The sequence below is a fragment of the Pseudomonas sp. WS 5051 genome, assembly GCF_012985715.1.
GTDB lineage: Bacteria > Pseudomonadota > Gammaproteobacteria > Pseudomonadales > Pseudomonadaceae > Aquipseudomonas > Aquipseudomonas bubulae.
The window spans coordinates 1-16,937 of sequence record NZ_JAAQWV010000010.1; the positions used below are offsets into that span (position 1 = coordinate 1).

Consider the following 16,937-nt stretch of genomic DNA (forward strand, 5'->3'; position numbering starts at 1 on the left):
GATATTAGCCAGTACCTGATGCATCACTACAACTGGATCCGACCTCATCAATTTAACGATGGATTGGCCCCAGCGAAAACGGAAGAAAAACTCAAAACCGTGTCCGGGATGAGTTGACCACTACAGACCGTACTCTTGGTTTCAAACATGTAGCCTTCAGTGAAGGTTTTTCCGAAGTTACTGCGTACCCACATGCCAGATTGAAAACGACCTTTACTGTCCAGTACGATTTCGTGAGCGAAAAGCGTCATGGGAAGTAGACCCAGACTCGTAAGTTTTTCCCTTTCAACCGGCGTCACGGTGAGGTCGATCAATATCCACTGTTTCACCACACAGAATGCTTTGCCCGGGAATGTCTTTGCTGCCAAAGAGATCAGGTCTTCTTGTGAGCCTTCCCAGCCGGCAACCTCCTCTCAAGCGCCGTACAAGAGTTGCGAAACATCTTCCAATGTCACCATCAAAAATCCTCCATCCCGTTGAGCTCGGCCAGCCACGCGAACGTGTCCAATAGCCAATCACTGATAATCAAAGCTCGATCAATAAATCAGGATCAAAGCCCGTGTTCTGCCCCGGATAACCGCGTGGATTGGACACCACTCGACACCCCTCCTTTGAGAAATCCGCCGCAACGTGGGTATGCCCATAAACCCAAAGATCAGCCTTACTAAGTAACTCTGACCAATCGTTTGCATAGGCTGCAGCCAGATGTCCTGGGTGATCATCCCCCAGATAATCCAACACAGGTGCATGGTGTGTGACCACTACTGTTTTGCCGTCGAAAGGTCTATTAAGCTCTTGGGTTAGCCATAGGTGAGCTCTCACTGACTTAGCGACTAGGTCGTCTGGACGCAAGCGCCTGTAATCCAAGTCGGCTCGAATCACCAAAAAATCGTTCATCGAATCCCAAGCAATTCTCTTTGCCGCAACCACATCACCCGTAGACGAATAATCCGTCCAGGCAGTTGTGACCAAAAAGCGTGTGCCATCGAGAATGAGCATCTCGTTTTCGAGTACATGCACATGGGGCAATGCAGCGTCTTTCATCTTTAGCAGTGTGTGACCTATGTGCCCGCCGTAGTACTCATGATTACCGCATACATAGATCACTGGGCATTGAAAAACCTCGCTTGCCCATTTCACGCCCCGCGATTTGATATCAATGTCGCCGGCGAGAATTACTACGTCCGCGTCGCTTGGGGCGGGATCGAACCGAGCGAACTCGAGGTGCAGGTCAGAGTAAATCTGAATTTTCATAACGGACGACCAGTTTCGATTTAGTTGTACTTTGGATGCCGCTGCGGCGGCCGGCCTCCGAGCATGGCTCGCCTTGCAAGGAGAGGCTGCGTTTGCGTACTTGGATTAAAAAATCACTCGAATATCTTTGAGAGACTGAACGTCGATAAGACGGCCAGGCGCATCGGTATAAGCTTTTTCGTTTTCAACGTTGTGAAGGAAAACCCGACCTCCTGTTGAGTCATATCCGACCAGCAACCCCGAAAGCCCCTCCATATTCCATTTGCCGGCTTTGTTCATCCACCCAGGCGTGACGACCTGAATTTCGGCAACGACGAAGTCGCTGGTTTGTTTGGAAAGTATTTCTTCGAGCATATCGACGTCACTAATCATCATGGTGCGTGGCCACACCTTGCCATCCAAGCACTCTTCAATAACGACGTGATACCAAGGATGAGCCAAGTGGCGTTCAAATATCCGCCAGTTTGAATAACCATCCCCAAAGATATTAGGGGTGCCCTCGGCAAAGGCTTCGTGACTTCTAAACATTTCACATTCCCGTGAATCTACAGACCGCAGTTGCAGCTGACATCATTGATAAAGAGACAGTATCGCGGCGAGACGGGCTGACTTTTCGTCGCCGTCTCCCATCAAAACGTACACAGTGTTTTTGGTTTCAAAGAGAAAACCATCTTGGAATGAAATGGCCATGGTGCTTCTCACCCAATTCCCATGATCGAAGCGTCTTCGGCTGTCTAGGATGACTTTTTCGGCGAAAACAAAGAGCGGCAGGTGGCCATGAACGTGGATTTTGGTGAGATCACCATCGCTCGCTATCGCGCGCACGATTGTCCACTGCTGGACGATGCAAAAGCCTTTGTTTGGGAAGCGGGTCTGCGCGATATGAATTAGTGCTTCTTGGCTTTCTCCAGATCCAGAGCGGGGCTCTCCGGTGGTGGAGAGGAGCTCGCTGGATGCTTGGATTTCTTCGAATTCCAATCAAAAAACCTCTGACAATACACGTGATATGTTTGGGTGCTCAGGTCGCTAAAACTGCCTGATGCCCATATCCAAAAGACCCTGAACCTATGATTGTGCGGCTTAGCTCTGAGAAAGCGTCACTGCGAACTTCCAATACTACCACCAAACGTGGTTTATCGGAAGGCAGGCGTTATGGCTCTATCCTCGCTTTTAGGGCTGACTATGTCGCTTAAGAATGAGATCGCCGGAGTACTCAGGGCAATCAGGACAATCCGGGGATTTGACTATGGTGATTTGGCAGACGTCAGTGCAAAAGCAAACATAGGAAAGCTGGAGCAAGGAAAGAGCAATATCACGGTCGCGAAATTGATCGAGCTAGCAGATGCCCTCCAGTTTGATCCTATTGCTCTTATAGCCCTATGTGTCGCTATCCAGAAGGATGAACCTACCGACACCACCTTTGAGAGAGCACGGGCAGAACTTGACTCATTCAAAGCAGAAGGAGGAGAGGAGCTTCTCCGGAGTCAGTTTGTGGGCAAAGAGCTGAAAAAGCGGCCTGCGGGTAAGCCTAGCAATACCAAGAATGCCGATGCTGTGAGAGAATTGAAGGCTCTAGGATTGAGTCAGGCTGAGGTGGTGCAGAGGCTTGGATTGGCCAGCTCAACGGTGTATCGGTACTGGCAGAAGGAATAAAGGCAATTTAGGGGAGGCTCGAGACCATGGGTCAGGAGAGGAGTTATTTGTCGCTAAAGATCTGAAACCTATTGTTCTGAGCCGACCTACAAGATCGCTTGGATGTTGGTTTAAGTTTCGGGCTCGATCAAAGAGGTTAGCCATGCTGAGTGAAACCTGCTCTACGGTCGCAATCAGAAAAGTGAGGATCGGCTGAAGTGTGTGTAGCAAGGAAAGCAGAGGCTCTGAATCTTGAGACGAACAGACCAGAAGAGGCACTAGGCTGAAATCCATCCGCAAGGTGAACATACGAAGGGAGAAGTGCAGAAAGGATGTGTCCCCTGCAGGAATCGAACCTGCATCTAACCCTTAGGAGGGGCTCGTTCTATCCGTTGAACTAAGAGGACGTAGCGTGTACATCTTGGATTTTTTTGCGGCTAGATTCAAGCAATTAACAGGAAAAACAAGGCATTAACTCGTAAAGCTTACACCTCTACATCCTTGCCCACGCACCAAAGACCGTGTCCATTCAGTCAGATCTCTTTACACCACTCCCAGTCAATTGCTGGATCTCAATAGGAGTCTAGTGAGTACCCCAGATAAGAACCTGCAACCTTCCCCTTAGGAGGGTCAACCGCAGACCAGCAGATACAGGACGACCCCAGCAAACAAAGGGCTTATCTGTCTGGTTGTGTGTTCTGATACTGACTGATACTGTACTTTCTTCTGTCACGCTGCTGTCACGACTGGAATCATGAAGACTAAGATCACCCAAAGACTCATCACCAGCCTGTCAGCAGAACCGAAAGTCTATCGTGTTCACGACACCCACCTTCCCGGTTTTTTTATTCGCGTTCTGCCCAGTGGGCACATGAGCTATATGGTGACGTGGGGGCGCAACAAGAATGCCACTCTAGGCCGAGTGGGAGTGCTGACGCTTGATCAAGCCCGCACGGAGGCTGGCAGGTATCTAACAGACGCGCATGAGCACGGAGAACCACTGGCGGTTACTCAAAACCGCAGAAATGCCAACACCCCTACCCTGCGTGAATTCCTCGACGACACCTATCTGCCGTGGTTCGAGGCCCACCACAAAGGGCATGAAAAAACGCTCCACACCTTGGACAATAACTTCGCCTCAATCCTGCTGCAGCGCCTTAATGAAATCACCGGGCGCGACCTGGAGCTACTGAGGACTTCTTGGCTCACAGGTGGAAATAAGCCTGCAACTGCGAATCGCAAGATGGGCACCATCAGTGGCGTGCTCAGTCGCGCCCTGGAGTGGGGCTTCATCAGCGAACACCCACTGACAAAATTGAAGCAACTAAAGGTCGATACCAAGGGAAAGGTACGCTATCTATCGAAAGATGAATCGAGAAACCTCAGAAACGCACTGGAAGTTCGAGAGCATCGTGCTTGCCTAGAGCGTGACAGCGCTAACCAATGGAGAGCAGAGCGTAACAAGCCACTACATTTAGACTTGCGAGAGCTGGCATTTACCGATCATTTAAAGCCTATGGTTCTTGTATCACTTAACACAGGAATGAGGCGCGGCGAACTATTCGGCTTAACTTGGCAAATGGTAAATTTTCAAAGTAAAACTATCACGGTAGGCGGCGATACCGCGAAGACTTCTGAAACGCGGCATATACCGATGAATGCCGAAGTATTCGGGACGCTCAGTGCCTGGAAAGAGCAAAACTTCGAATCTAAATTCGTGTTCGCGGGGATGGGTGGAGGCAGGATGGAAGACGTAAAAAGTGCGTGGCTCAAGCTGCTACAAGAGGCGTGCATCACCGGGTTTCGTTGGCACGATATGCGTCACGACTTCGCGTCACGCCTCGTAATGGCTGGTGTCCCGCTTAATACCGTGCGTGATCTGCTTGGGCATTCAGACATAAAAATGACTCTACGCTACGCTCACTTGGCACCTGACGTTAAAGCGGCAGCAGTCGAATTACTTTGATCCCGAGTTTTTAATCATCGATTTAAAACCATCATAATCAACATCCAATCCCTTGTTGCGCTCTATAAACTTCACGTATCCAGATATAAGATCCCATTCATCACGAATTAAATCTAGATCCAACCAAATTTCAGATGGAAAATACCCAATTTTTTTCCTACCAACACTTAGATCGCCAAATAAATTAAAATCACCCATAAAGTAAATATTATTAGCAACCAGAGTTGCCATATCCACTGTTTCCATATCAGCATACTTATAACCCAAACTCCCAACTCTAAGCTTATAAATAACTTCATCCTCCGACCATATATTTTTCATTAGTTGGAGGAATGAGGTTTTAGCGTCGGCAGTTTCTCCAAACGGATCATCCACAAGCGTCGTGCTTAGCACTCCCTGTATCCCGCACTCCAACAACGCCACGATCTTTTCATTTTGTGTGGTCGCTGCCAGCTCGAGCCCGGCCTTCAAAAACGGATCAATCCGAGCGGATATCACAGCCTTTTTTGATCGGTTTGCCATTCGTCGCTCCTCGAGAAAATCTTACAAGCAGATAGCTTGCATTGCTTGTTACTTACAAATACAGTGTCTACACCGTCCAGTATCGTCCGGGCGTTAGGCTTACACAACTGGAGTTTTATACAGATGAATCAAATCCACCAGGTCCCAGCCCTTGCCTTAGGCATCGATGAAGCAGCCCGAGTGATCGGCGTAGCTCGCTCGATGCTGTACGAAATTGTTGCCCGCGGTGAAATCGAGAGTTTCAAGCTCGGTCGCCGTCGTCTGATCTTAGTCAAGACGTTGGACACCTATATCAATCGTATCGCTAAGGAGAACGCACGATGAACATACGGATACTCGATAACGCCGGAAACATCCTGGGCACGCTTCAACTACCAGTCAGCACGCTCCTGACCGATCTTGAGGTAATGCGTCGTTTCGGGGCTCGGCGGGTAGAGGTAATAAAAACTATTGGAAGGGGAAGGTCATGAAGACAAGCATCGGTGGTGCCAAATATGACGCAAGCCTTTTAAAAGGCGCAGGAGTTTTTATAAAGACAGTGGCCTGTCTAATCGACATTAATTTAACTGAAGAAGATTTCGATGATGGCCGGCCCTTTATGACTAACTTTCATATTTCGGGGCTGATGACTGGTTTGCAGATGATAAGTGACGCGCTCAGCGAGCGCGGCGAATACATCGAGAACCTGGTGGAGAAAGAAGAAGCAAAGCAGGAAAAGATAGCCCTGGCAGCGTTGGCGCGCCGCCAGAGCGAAAACACACTGGATGACACCAATATGAGGAAAGAATCGTGACAGATTCCCATGCCGCTAGCAATCACTCCACAGCCGCACAAGCCAAAAGGCTTGTACACGCTTTACGCGCCGGCCCCGTGTCGAGCATCGACGCCGCCCGCTCATTGGATATCGTGCATCCACCATCATCAGTCAGGTGGCTTCGCAATCACGGATACTCAATCAAAACAGAGTGGACCTATAAAACCACAGGGCCTGGGCGTCGGCCGCACCGGGTAGGTTTGTACGTCTTGGCCAGCGAGCCTTCCTGATTTGAGTTGCCACATGGTTCCGTCTTTGCGGCGCCCTGTGGCCAGCCTGTGAGCTGCGCAATGGCATTAAAAGCAAAGGGGTTCAAACTCAAGGCCAAGCCCTTCGCCATGATGCTGTGGACGATGGGCCAATCTGCACCGTATCGATCTCTGAGCTTCACCGCGCGGGGCGTCTTAATGGAACTGCATATGCAGTACAACGGGAGCAACAACGGTGACTTATCAGCAACGCGCACCATGGCGAAAGAATGGGGGGTCAGTTCTCCAAACATCCTTCAAAAGGCTCTGTGCGCCCTGCTGGATGGCGGATGGATCATTCAGTCCCGTAGCAGTATGTTTTCAAGGCACGGCTCAAGGTGCGCACTGTATGCACTTTCGTGGTACGCAATCGATGAATGTCCCGGAAAGGGTCTAGAAATCGCGGCGACAAGAACGCCACCCAAAACCGTGGCGGAGCTAACTAATTCGGCTTAATCCGGTATCGAATCAATACAAGAAGCGGTATTGATTCGATACACGTAACGAGCGTAATTAGTCCCGTTGTGTCCGGTCTCGTTTTAAAGATTAATCATCGTGTATTGATTCGATACCACTAAATCAACTCATCCGGTATTGAATCAATACACCCTTATATATATCTACCAACCAAGCTCTGCTTTTCACGCCGTGGGGGTGAGGATTCATCACTGCGCAAAGGGGGCATCTGTTGCCGGGGTGCAACTCATGCGGGGTGCATATGCCGCACCCCGTCAGCCCAGATCAAGAGGTCAATCAAGCCAAGTTCGGCCGCATTACAACCAGCGCAATTCTGCACCCGTTACTCACCGTTAACGCACTGGCTGATAACCGTTAAAGCACCAGTGTTAGACAGAAAGCGCAGACAGGCCATTCTCATGCAGACAGGCGTTAGATTTGAAGATTCCGGTAATCGCTTGCAGGCCACGCAGTATAAGGGCTGTAGCGTTTTCAAGAATTAACCATAGGAGAGGATTGAAAACACTGGTTAGCGCTACTGAATGAACCGGACGACTCGCCAAAATGGGCGCATCGTCCGAGTGCTCGACAACTGTTCGACGATGGCTCGCCGAACAATCGAATAGGCCTCGTATAAACGGGGTGCAGCCGCCGCACCCCGCCGCCACCGTGTAATTTTCTACACAGTGGAGAGAACGAATAGCCCTCCACCATATGCCGTTCGTCTGAAACAATCCCGCCTGTATGTGCCCATAAGTCCCACGACACAAAACCGGACAGAGCGCATCACCGGCATACGGCAAGCCACTGTTTTGACAAATAAAACCCGCCTATGGTGAGCCCTGAGAAACCCTCATCCCATAGGAAATCCCCATGAAACTGAACGCCCTTCGTGAGCAGCGATCCACCAAAGTCGCCAGCATGAAAGCATTGGTGGACAAAGCCGCGACGGAGAGCCGCGACCTATCCGCCGACGAAATCAAACAGTTTGACTCGCTCAAGGTTGAAGAACGCACCTTGGCCAGCCAGATCGAGCGCGCCGAATACATGAGCGACATCGAACGTCGCGCTGCTGGTGAGCCTGTATCAGGTGCGCCTGCGTCTGACCTGGACAAGCTGGCCGGTTCCGTACTGACCATCAAGGTCATTCAAGCCCAAATGAATGGCACTCCGCTTGACGGCGCAGAAGCCGAGTACGCCAAAGAGGCCGAGCGCCGCAGTGGTCGCAAAGCCGAAGGAGCGTTCATTCCGTTCAAGAACCTTGAGCGCCGCGCCAACACCACGACCACAGCGTCTGATCTGGTGGGCGTCGATCACCGTGCCACAGATTACATCGGACCATTGCGTGAAAGCCTGGTGGCTCGCTCGCTGGGTGTCCGTGTTCTGTCTGGCCTGGTTGGTAACGTCAGCATTCCGAAATACGGGAACGGCCTCGAAACTGGCTGGGTCACTGAAGGTCAGGCCGTACCTGAAGGCGTGATGGGTTTCGATTCCGTCACCCTGACTCCGCGTCACGTTGGTGGCAAAACTGAAATGTCCCGCCAGTTGATCCAGCAATCGGCCCCAGGCATCGAGCAGTTAGTTCGTGAAGACTTGTCGTTCCTGATCGCCAAACAGATTGACCGCGCCATCATCAATGGTTCGGGCTTGCTGGGCGAGCCACTGGGCATCTTGAACACCGCGGGCATTCAAACCGCCGAAATGCCGGATACCTGGCTTGAAGTGCTGGCGATGCTGGAAAAGCTGGATGACGTGGAAATCGCCAATGGTCGCTGGTTGACCACCGCTGCGATACGCACGCTACTGGCCGGTACCGAAAAGGTCGTGGGTTCTGGCTCCGGCTTCCTGTACCAAGGCGGCAGCCTGGCCGACCTACCGCTGGTGACCAGCAAGAATGTTCCGGCCAAGAAACTGATCCTGGGCGACTTCAGCCAAGTGTTGCTGGGTGTCTGGTCAGAAGTGGACATCCTGGTAAACCCATTCGCCGAACCTGCCTATAGCCGTGGCGGTGTGCAAGTTCGGGCAATGGCCACCCTCGACACCGCAGTGCGTCACGCACAAGGCTTCGTCGTAGCGACAGGGGCTTAATCATGGAGCGGCGTACTTTCAGCATCGAGCAAAAGGGCCGGACGCTGTATGGCTACGCCGCCCGTTTCGGGGAGCCTGCTGCCATTGGCAACTTCTCCGAAGTGATCCATCCGGGAGCGTTCACCCGCTCCCTTGCAGGGCCTGCCGCCGCCAGCATCCGGGCTATTTACGAGCACGACGATGCAGCCCTATTAGGTCGTGTCGGAGCGGGCACCCTGCGCCTTAAAGAAGATGACGTGGGGCTGGCCTTTGAGCTGGATCTACCCGACACCAGTCTAGGGCGCGACGTGGCCGAACTGGTCAAGCGTGGCGACGTGGACGGCTGTTCGTTCGGCTTCGTGTCGGTCACTGATAAATGGGAAGGCGAGCAACGGAGCTTGCACGCGGTGGATCTGCACGAAATCACCATCACAGCGAACCCGGCCTACATGACCACCAGCGTTTCGGTGCGTAGCAAAAAAACAGTACAGGCGTTGGTTCATGCCCGCCGCTACCTTGAAATCCTGGAGTGCATCCGATGAAGTGGCTTCCTCGTTTCTTCGAGAAGCGCAACAACACACCCGCATTCGACAAATACTTCGACCGTTTTACCGATGCCCAGAACGTGGCGGGCGTATCCGTCACCGTAGATACCGCCGAATCAATCAGCGCGGTCTATGCAGCGGTGGCTGCGATCAGCGAGACCGTTGCCAGCCTGCCACTGGATGTGTACCGCCGCACCGATGATGGACGAGAGAAGGCCCGTACTCACCCGCTGTATGCCTTGCTCCATGATTCGCCCAACGACTGGCAGACAGCCCTCGAATTCCGGGAGCAGATGCAGCGCCACGTCCTGCTGCGTGGCAATGCCTATGCCGAGGTAGTGTGGAGTCGGTCAGGTCGTGTCGAAGCACTCAAGCCCTTACACCCTGACAGCGTGTCCATTCTGCGTACTGCTGATGATCGCCTGCTGTATGAGGCAACCGATCGTCATGGCCGTACCCGTCGCCTGCTATCTGATGAGATGTTGCACCTGCGCTATCACAGTGATGATGGCGTGCTGGGTCGCAGTCCATTGAAGGTAGCGCGTGACACCGTGGGTCTAGCACTGGCCGAGCGCACACACGGTGAACGGATGTTTGCCCAAGGCACCAAGCTCTCAGGCGTGATCGAGACCCAGGCCGGAACAACCAAAGCCCAGGCCGGTGAGATTCGTGAGAGCTGGGCTGCTGGCTATGGTGGCGTGGGAAGTCATGGCAAGACCGCTGTGTTGCCACAAGGCGCAGTGTTCAAAACCGTCAGCATGACGCTAGAGGATGCCGAGTGGATCGAAGCCCGACGCCTCTCCGTTGAGGAGGTAGCCCGTTTGTTTCGTGTGCCACCTGTACTGATCGGTGATCTGCGCGAAGCGAACTACAGCAACGCCGTAGAGCTGGGCCGCTACTTCGTCACTCACACCCTGCGCCGCCACTTGGTCATGTGGGAGCAGTCAATCAGCCGCACCCTTATCAATGACTCAGGTAGCTACTACGCTGAGCACAACGTGGAGGGATTGCTGCGTGGTGACAGTGTGGCCAGATCCAACTTCTATCAGCGCGGCATCGAGGACGGATGGATGCTCCGCTCCGAAGTCCGCAGCCTAGAGAACCTACCGACAATTGAAGGTATCGATGATGTCCAAGAAACCCCGCCTAAAGATGTTGCAACCCCGCATTAAGGAAGCACCAACCCCACTCGAGGCAATGAAAGCCAAGGCAAAGGAGAAGAAGAATGAGCAAGTACAAACCGAAGGCAAGGATAGTTCCTCTGGGTAGCGCAGCCTGGAAGCGTCTGCGCGCACAAGTACTGGCAGAGGAGCCTTTGTGCCGATGGTGCCTGGCTCGCGGCTGGTATGTGGCATCGACAGACGTTGACCACATCAAAGACAGCCGCGAAGACTACAGCGACGACAACCGTCGCGAGAATCTGACAGCCATGTGCCATGAGTGCCACTCAGTGAAGACCGCTTTAGATATGGGTAAGAGCACGACTCCGGGCCATGATATCAACGGTTTCCCGATTGATCCGGGTCACCATTGGAACCTAAAAAGCGCACCAGATCAGTGCAAAAAAGAGGGCCTCAGACGTGCTACAGAATGTGACAGCTAAAATCACCAGCAACCGTAAGCACGTGCTCCGCCCCCTCCCAGCTCTTCAATCGCTAACTGCCTAAAAACATGAAAACGACCGAGCGCCGCACCCGTTCCGACAGTGCCAAGGCCGCTGTAGCTGCTAGCCAGGCTGTAGCACTTGGCCCACTCCAACCGCCAAGCCATATTCGGCTGCGCGGTTGTGACCGACCTTTCTGGGATGCCATCGTGACCGCTCGCCCACGAGACACCTGGACCGACGCCGACTTGGTGCTGGCCGGGAACCTCGCCCGAGCGTATGCCGATATGGAAACTTTGCAGGAGAGCATCGAGCGCGACGGGATGTTGATCGAGGGCAAGATCAATCCGGCGTGCGACCTACTGGACAAGATGACCCGCCGAGCCCTGGCGACTGGTCGACAACTTATGGTCGCCACCATCGCCACCGTGGGCAAGGCCCAAGACATTCACAAGGGTGCTGCCCTGGAGCGGGGAGCGCGCCAGCACGAGGATGACGATCTGATCCCAACACTGGGAACATTGCAATGACCCGCGCCGAAAAGATCATCACCTTTATCGAGCGCTACTGCGTCACACCAGAGGGCGCGGACGTAGGCAAACCCATGAAGCTGGCAGAGTTCCAATGCCAGTTCCTGCGCGACGTGTACGACAACCCAGCGGGCACCCGGCGAGCCATACTGAGTGTGGCTCGCAAAAACGGTAAGTCAGGCCTAATCGCTGGTCTGCTGCTAGCGCACCTGATCGGCCCCGAGGCAAAGCAAAATAGCCAGCTTGTGTCGGGTGCCATGAGCCGCGACCAAGCCTCCCTGGTATTCAACCTCGCCAGCAAGATGGTGCAACTGTCACCATCCCTATCCAAGATCGTCCGTATCGTGCCCAGTGGTAAACGTCTGCTGGGACTGAACCTAAACACCGAGTTTCGCGCCCTGGCTGCAGATGGCAAGACAGCACATGGTCTGTCGCCCGTACTGGCCATCCTCGACGAGATCGGCCAGATACGCGGGCCGCAATCTGACTTTGTTGACGCCATCACCACTAGCCAGGGCGCCCACGAAGCGCCTCTACTGATTGCTATCAGCACCCAATCAGCCAACGACGCCGACCTGCTGAGCCAATGGATCGATGACGCCAAGATAAGCAAAGACCCGCGCATCGTGTGTCGGCTCTACGCAGGGGCCAAGGGTTGCGATCTGATGGATGTGGAAGCCTGGAAAGCAGCCAATCCAGCACTGGGCCTGTTCCGCTCCGAGACCGATCTGCGCGAACAGATGCAACAGGCCGAGCGGATGCCCAGCATGAGCAACACAGCCCGTAACCTGCTGCTGAATCAGCGCGTAAGTCTCGACAGCCCGTTCATCAGCCCAGACGTGTGGATGCTTTGCGATGCTGAGCCGGAACCATTCGAGGGGCAGGTTTACGCCGGCCTCGATCTTTCCGCTCGAACTGACCTGACTGCTTTGGTGTTGATCGGAAAGACCGCGGGCGTCTGGCAGGTTCGCTCGTACTTTTGGACACCAGAGCTGGGGATATTCGACCGGGCCAAGAAAGACCGGGCGCCCTATGACTTGTGGGCGCGACAAGGATTTATCCGCACCACGCCAGGCGCTACAGTGGATTTGGAAGCCGTCGCCCTCGATCTAGCCGAGATACTGAGTGACTGCGACGTTGCCGCAATCGCGTATGACCGTTGGCGCATCGACGTACTGAAAAAGGAACTGGAACGCCTGGGCCTGGAATTGCCACTGGTGCCACACGGTCAGGGCTTCCGAGATATGGCACCGGCCCTCGATGCCCTGGAAGGTGAACTACTGAATGGCCGGATTGCCCACGGTGGCCACCCAGTCCTGACCCTGTGCGCAGCCAACGCCGTGGCAGTGAAAGACCCCAGCGGTAACCGCAAGCTGGACAAGAGCCGTCGTACTGGCCGCATTGACGGCTTGCAAGCCCTTGCGATGGCGTTCGGTGCCTCGCTGGTGGCTGAGGCCCCCTTTGATATCGACACTGAGGTATTTTTCGTATGACCACCCTGGACGAAGCCAAGCTACACCTGCGTGTCGATCATGATGCAGAGGACGAATATCTGCGGGGGTTGATCCTGGCTGCCGAGACGCACGTCGGTATGTACCTAGGCGATACCTTGCCCGATCCTATGCCCGCCCCAATCAAGGCCGCTATTCTGCTGCTGGTGGGCGATCTGTACGAAAATCGAGAGCGCCAGGCCGACCGCACCTTGAGCGAGAACACTGCATATTCAATGCTGCTGGCACCATATCGCTCGATGGCGGTGCAGTGATGATGATCGGCAAGCTGCGTCACCCTATAGATATTCAAGTGTCTACCTTCCTGCAGAACCCAGAGACAGGGGAAATGAAACAGACCTGGGCCACGCTGAGTAGAGAATGGGCGCGAGTAGAAGGGATCAGTGGCCGGGAGTTCATCGCCGCCGGGGCGGAGCAAAGCGCGACCACAGTCAGAGTGACGCTCAGGTTCAGAGCCGACTTAGATGCCACGATGCGATTTAGGCATTCAGGCAAGGTCTACAGCATCAAAGCCGTACTGCCCGACAATGAGGGCAAGCTGCTGGTGTGTATGTGTGAGGAAGGCCCGGGCTACTAACGCGCCACCCGTTCCCTTTGGTGGAAAACAAAAGGCCTCGCCTGCACGGATCCGCGCAGACGAGGCCTTTCTTTTGCCGCCTGCTGTCACCCTGCTGTCAAAACCAAACTGACTGTCACGGTAAATATGCTGGAAGCCTTGAATTATATGGTGTCCCAGGCGGGGTTCGAACCTGCAACCTTCCCCTTAGGAGGGGGATGCTCTATCCAATTGAGCTACTGAGACAAATAACGGCGTGCATGGTAACGGGCATGCCTGGGTTTGTCATGTCGTGAGTGGTCTTTTTAACTGTAAGACAGCGGCCTAAACAGACTTTTTTGCCTCCGATGAGCGGTACGAGGTTGCGATCGACTGCACAGCACAGGCAAGGCTCAGGCGGCCATCGTGCAATTTGCACTACATCAAAAAGCCATCATTGCAAAATGCAATTAAACACTCTTGAATATACGGCTCAACTCGCTGTTTTATAAGGTTTTTTAGCCTTGTTACAGTTGGCACGAAGACTGCTCTATTAACAGTATCCCGTCCATGCTCTCAGAGATGACCGCCATGAACAGCACGCTACTACTGTTAAATACCCTCGCGCTGGCCGTATTGCTGGTTTTTCATTTTCTGCCCGAGCCCGTTTCGGCCGAGCAGCCTGTTGAAATGACGGCTACCTTCAACAAACCGCGGCCACAGGTTGCGGTGATGAAAGAGACCAGCCGCGTGACACCTCGTCTGGCTGCCAACCAGCCCGTCGCCGACCAGGCACCTGCGGGTGAACGCTGGGTCTTTTGAAAGCACATTGAGAGATGGGTAAGAAATCATGTCCAAAATCGCTTTGGCTCTGTTAATGCTGGCACTGTCGAGCCTTGCCCTGGATGTATTCACCAGTAACGAATTTGGCAATCTGCCCTTGATCGCCGCCGCGGTATTTTTCGCTTGCTGGCTGGTGGCGCTGATGCTTGGTCGCAGGTTCAAGTTTGACCCGCAATTGCGCTGAAACTGCCCATAGGCAAGGGGGAAAACCCATTAATTTGCTGGGTTAATCGCTAAGCCACCCATTCGAGTGTATATTTTTAACAAGACCTACTGGCATAACGCCTTTATCCGGTTCAATATTTGTCACAGAATTGACGCCAGGGAAGTGGCAGATTTGAGGCATGATGCGCGCCTCTTAGCAATTCAGGTTGAACATTTGGCTATAAGGACGGTCTTAAACACATCCTGCGGCCAATTCCCGAGAACCGCTCCCCTGAACTAACCGGTTAACTAAAATGCGCCCATTGAAACAGGCAATTTACTCCAGCCGCACGGCTGACAAGTTCGTCGTTCGCCTGCCAGACGGAATGCGCGAGCGCATCGCCGAAGTGGCTCGCAACCATCACCGCAGCATGAACTCTGAAATCATTGCTCGTCTCGAGCAAAGCCTTATCCAGGAAGGCGTTCTGGGTGATGAGCTCAGCATGCGCCTCGACAGCCCCGAGCTTTCCCTGCATGAGCGTGAGCTGCTGCAACGCTTCCGCCAGTTGTCACACCGCCAGCAAAACGCCCTGGTATCACTGATTGCTCACGATGCTGAAGCAGCCTCTGAAGAATCCTGATTTAACCCAGGCATAAAAAAAGCCAGCAAATGCTGGCTTTTTTTATGGGCGCTGTTCGCGCCCTGTACAGAATGATCAAAGCAGGAAGATAGTCGCCAGCCCCAGAAAGATGAAGAACCCACCACTGTCGGTCATGGCGGTGATCATCACGCTTGCGCCCATGGCCGGATCACGCCCCAGCCGGGCCAGCGTCATGGGTATCAATACCCCCATCAGTGCTGCCAGCAGCAGGTTGAGGGTCATCGCTGCGGTCATCACCACGCCGAGCGACCAGCTGCCATACAGCAGGTAGGCCACAACACCAATCACCCCACCCCACACCAGACCATTGATCAGGCCCACGGCGAGCTCCTTGCGCATCAACCGCGAAGTGCTGCCGGTGTTAACCTGATCCAGGGCCATAGCGCGCACGATCATGGTAATGGTCTGGTTGCCGGAGTTACCGCCAATACCTGCCACGATGGGCATCAGTGCTGCCAGAGCCACCAGCTTTTCAATCGAGCCTTCGAACAGGCCAATCACCCGCGAAGCAATAAATGCCGTGACCAGGTTGACTGCCAGCCAGGCCCAACGGTTACGCAGGGACTTCCACACCGAGGCGAAGATGTCTTCTTCTTCTCGCAGACCGGCCATGTTGAGAACTTCGTTTTCGCTCTCTTCACGAATCAGGTCGACCATTTCATCGATGGTCAGACGGCCGATCAGCTTGCCGTTCTTGTCGACTACGGGGGCCGAAATCAAGTCATAACGCTCAAATGCCTGAGCAGCATCGTAGGCATCTTCGTCCGGGTGAAAACTCACCGGGTCGTTGGCCATCACTTCTGACACTTGCTTTTCAGGGTCGTTGACCAGCAAACGCTTGATCGGCAACACGCCTTTGAGGGCGCCGTCATAATCGACCACAAACAGTTTGTCGGTATGGCCCGGCAACTCCTTGAGGCGACGCAGGTAACGCAGCACGACTTCAAGGCTGACATCCTCACGGATGGTCACCATCTCAAAGTCCATCAAGGCACCGACCTGGTCCTCGTTATAGGACAGTGCGGAGCGCACGCGCTCACGCTGCTGGCCATCCAGGGTCTCCATCAGCTCATGGACGACGTCTCGCGGCAGCTCGGGAGCCAGGTCAGCAAGTTCGTCGGCGTCCATCTCCTTGGCGGCTGCCAGGAGCTCGTGATCGTCCATGTCGGCGATCAGGGTTTCACGCACCGAGTCGGATACTTCGAGCAGGATGTCGCCATCGCGATCAGCCTTGACCAGCTGCCAGACCGTCAGGCGGTCGTCCAGAGGCAATGCTTCGAGGATATAGGCAACGTCTGCGGAGTGCAGGTCTTCCAGCTTGCGCTGGAGTTCAACAAGGTTTTGCCGATGGACCAGGTTCTCGACCCGGTCATGGTGATGTCCTTCCTGACGATGAGTCAGATCTTCGACCACACGCTGGCGATTAAGCAGCTCAATAACTTGAGCAAGGCGGCTTTGCAGGCTTTCTTGGGTTTTCTTTACTTCAACTTCGGTCATAGGCGAACTCCACTCCCAGCAGCAGGGCACGCCGGAAGGATCAATCAGTCAATTCATGATTGGTAAAGCGGGATGCTGAGTTACTACTGGGTAAGTCCATGGAGGTAT

General features: G+C 53.8%; 22 protein-coding genes and 2 tRNA genes. 17 read left to right on the top strand and 7 right to left on the bottom strand.

All coding sequences use genetic code 11. The features are described 5' to 3' along the window. Nucleotides 1-525: 525 nt before the first annotated feature. The 3 genes from HBN79_RS16410 to HBN79_RS16420 form a co-directional block, all read right to left on the bottom strand. On the bottom strand, nt 526-1,254 hold the full coding sequence (locus HBN79_RS16410) for a metallophosphoesterase family protein (protein WP_095018361.1): 729 nt from the start codon (nt 1,252-1,254) through the stop codon (nt 526-528). A 105-nt stretch (nt 1,255-1,359) separates the two neighbouring features. Beyond that, a complete protein-coding gene (locus HBN79_RS16415; protein WP_047296627.1) occupies nt 1,360-1,782 on the bottom strand; it encodes a hypothetical protein in 423 nt (140 codons plus the stop codon). Nucleotides 1,783-1,824: 42 nt separating this feature from the next. Further along, on the bottom strand, nt 1,825-2,232 hold the full coding sequence (locus HBN79_RS16420; RefSeq protein ID WP_186348336.1) for a hypothetical protein: 408 nt from the start codon (nt 2,230-2,232) through the stop codon (nt 1,825-1,827). Between the two features lie 174 nt (nt 2,233-2,406). Between HBN79_RS16420 and HBN79_RS16425 the strand changes: the two genes are divergently transcribed. After that, nucleotides 2,407-2,907 carry a helix-turn-helix transcriptional regulator gene (locus HBN79_RS16425; protein WP_262372594.1) on the top strand — a complete coding sequence of 167 codons (501 nt, stop codon included), beginning with the start codon at nt 2,407-2,409 and terminating at the stop codon, nt 2,905-2,907. A gap of 314 nt (nt 2,908-3,221) precedes the next feature. Here HBN79_RS16425 and HBN79_RS16430 read toward each other — a convergent pair. After that, nucleotides 3,222-3,293 (bottom strand) — tRNA-Arg (locus tag HBN79_RS16430). A gap of 347 nt (nt 3,294-3,640) precedes the next feature. Between HBN79_RS16430 and HBN79_RS16435 the strand changes: the two genes are divergently transcribed. Beyond that, nucleotides 3,641-4,852: a tyrosine-type recombinase/integrase gene (locus HBN79_RS16435; RefSeq protein ID WP_169916894.1), complete on the top strand. Its 1,212-nt coding sequence runs from the start codon at nt 3,641-3,643 to the stop codon at nt 4,850-4,852. Here the strand turns inward: HBN79_RS16435 and HBN79_RS16440 are convergent. After that, a complete protein-coding gene (locus tag HBN79_RS16440) occupies nt 4,844-5,374 on the bottom strand; it encodes a hypothetical protein (RefSeq protein ID WP_169916895.1) in 531 nt (176 codons plus the stop codon). The two genes, HBN79_RS16435 and HBN79_RS16440, sit on opposite strands and share 9 nt — an antisense overlap. Before the next feature lie 123 nt (nt 5,375-5,497). Between HBN79_RS16440 and HBN79_RS16445 the strand changes: the two genes are divergently transcribed. From HBN79_RS16445 to HBN79_RS16500, 12 genes are all read left to right on the top strand, one after another. Then, on the top strand, nt 5,498-5,698 hold the full coding sequence (locus HBN79_RS16445) for a helix-turn-helix domain-containing protein (RefSeq protein WP_169916896.1): 201 nt from the start codon (nt 5,498-5,500) through the stop codon (nt 5,696-5,698). A 142-nt stretch (nt 5,699-5,840) separates the two neighbouring features. Then, on the top strand, nt 5,841-6,167 hold the full coding sequence (locus HBN79_RS16450; RefSeq protein WP_169916897.1) for a hypothetical protein: 327 nt from the start codon (nt 5,841-5,843) through the stop codon (nt 6,165-6,167). Further along, a complete protein-coding gene (locus tag HBN79_RS16455) occupies nt 6,164-6,418 on the top strand; it encodes a helix-turn-helix domain-containing protein (protein WP_346010144.1) in 255 nt (84 codons plus the stop codon). The genes HBN79_RS16450 and HBN79_RS16455 overlap by 4 nt, the downstream gene beginning before the upstream one ends. A 60-nt stretch (nt 6,419-6,478) precedes the next feature. Continuing rightward, a complete protein-coding gene (locus tag HBN79_RS16460) occupies nt 6,479-6,892 on the top strand; it encodes a hypothetical protein (RefSeq protein ID WP_169916898.1) in 414 nt (137 codons plus the stop codon). 873 nt (nt 6,893-7,765) lie between these two features. Then, complete coding sequence (locus HBN79_RS16465) at nt 7,766-8,980, top strand: phage major capsid protein (RefSeq protein ID WP_169916899.1); 1,215 nt, start codon at nt 7,766-7,768, stop codon at nt 8,978-8,980. 2 nt (nt 8,981-8,982) lie between these two features. Beyond that, nucleotides 8,983-9,501 carry an HK97 family phage prohead protease gene (locus tag HBN79_RS16470; protein ID WP_169916900.1) on the top strand — a complete coding sequence of 173 codons (519 nt, stop codon included), beginning with the start codon at nt 8,983-8,985 and terminating at the stop codon, nt 9,499-9,501. Further along, nucleotides 9,498-10,676 carry a phage portal protein gene (locus tag HBN79_RS16475; protein WP_169916901.1) on the top strand — a complete coding sequence of 393 codons (1,179 nt, stop codon included), beginning with the start codon at nt 9,498-9,500 and terminating at the stop codon, nt 10,674-10,676. Before HBN79_RS16470 ends, HBN79_RS16475 begins: the two co-directional genes overlap by 4 nt. A 53-nt stretch (nt 10,677-10,729) precedes the next feature. Beyond that, the gene (locus HBN79_RS16480) at nt 10,730-11,107 is read left to right on the top strand and encodes an HNH endonuclease signature motif containing protein (RefSeq protein WP_169916902.1); all 378 of its coding nucleotides are present in this window, start codon (nt 10,730-10,732) and stop codon (nt 11,105-11,107) included. 209 nt (nt 11,108-11,316) lie between these two features. After that, nucleotides 11,317-11,637 carry a P27 family phage terminase small subunit gene (locus tag HBN79_RS16485; protein WP_244165909.1) on the top strand — a complete coding sequence of 107 codons (321 nt, stop codon included), beginning with the start codon at nt 11,317-11,319 and terminating at the stop codon, nt 11,635-11,637. Then, a complete protein-coding gene (locus tag HBN79_RS16490; protein ID WP_169916904.1) occupies nt 11,634-13,130 on the top strand; it encodes a terminase TerL endonuclease subunit in 1,497 nt (498 codons plus the stop codon). The genes HBN79_RS16485 and HBN79_RS16490 overlap by 4 nt, the downstream gene beginning before the upstream one ends. Beyond that, nucleotides 13,127-13,402 (top strand): head-tail connector protein, encoded by a 276-nt coding sequence (locus tag HBN79_RS16495; RefSeq protein ID WP_169916905.1) that lies wholly within the window; start codon nt 13,127-13,129, stop codon nt 13,400-13,402. The genes HBN79_RS16490 and HBN79_RS16495 overlap by 4 nt, the downstream gene beginning before the upstream one ends. Further along, nucleotides 13,402-13,725 carry a phage head closure protein gene (locus HBN79_RS16500; protein ID WP_169916906.1) on the top strand — a complete coding sequence of 108 codons (324 nt, stop codon included), beginning with the start codon at nt 13,402-13,404 and terminating at the stop codon, nt 13,723-13,725. The genes HBN79_RS16495 and HBN79_RS16500 overlap by 1 nt, the downstream gene beginning before the upstream one ends. Nucleotides 13,726-13,873: 148 nt before the next feature. Here the strand turns inward: HBN79_RS16500 and HBN79_RS16505 are convergent. Continuing rightward, nucleotides 13,874-13,950: transfer RNA gene (locus HBN79_RS16505), tRNA-Arg, on the bottom strand. Nucleotides 13,951-14,274: 324 nt separating this feature from the next. On the opposite strand from HBN79_RS16505, the gene HBN79_RS16510 reads away from it, so the two are divergent. The 3 genes from HBN79_RS16510 to HBN79_RS16520 all read left to right on the top strand — a co-directional run bounded on the left by HBN79_RS16510 (nt 14,275) and on the right by HBN79_RS16520 (nt 15,311). Further along, nucleotides 14,275-14,505, top strand: a complete 231-nt coding sequence (locus tag HBN79_RS16510) for a hypothetical protein (protein ID WP_095019285.1) — start codon at nt 14,275-14,277, stop codon at nt 14,503-14,505. A 28-nt stretch (nt 14,506-14,533) separates the two neighbouring features. After that, nucleotides 14,534-14,710, top strand: a complete 177-nt coding sequence (locus tag HBN79_RS16515; protein ID WP_165446519.1) for a PA3371 family protein — start codon at nt 14,534-14,536, stop codon at nt 14,708-14,710. Between the two features lie 274 nt (nt 14,711-14,984). After that, nucleotides 14,985-15,311 carry an Arc family DNA-binding protein gene (locus HBN79_RS16520; RefSeq protein WP_016782142.1) on the top strand — a complete coding sequence of 109 codons (327 nt, stop codon included), beginning with the start codon at nt 14,985-14,987 and terminating at the stop codon, nt 15,309-15,311. Between the two features lie 75 nt (nt 15,312-15,386). Here HBN79_RS16520 and mgtE read toward each other — a convergent pair whose 3' ends face one another. Further along, a complete protein-coding gene (mgtE, locus tag HBN79_RS16525) occupies nt 15,387-16,829 on the bottom strand; it encodes a magnesium transporter (RefSeq protein WP_016782141.1) in 1,443 nt (480 codons plus the stop codon). Nucleotides 16,830-16,937: the final 108 nt, after the last annotated feature.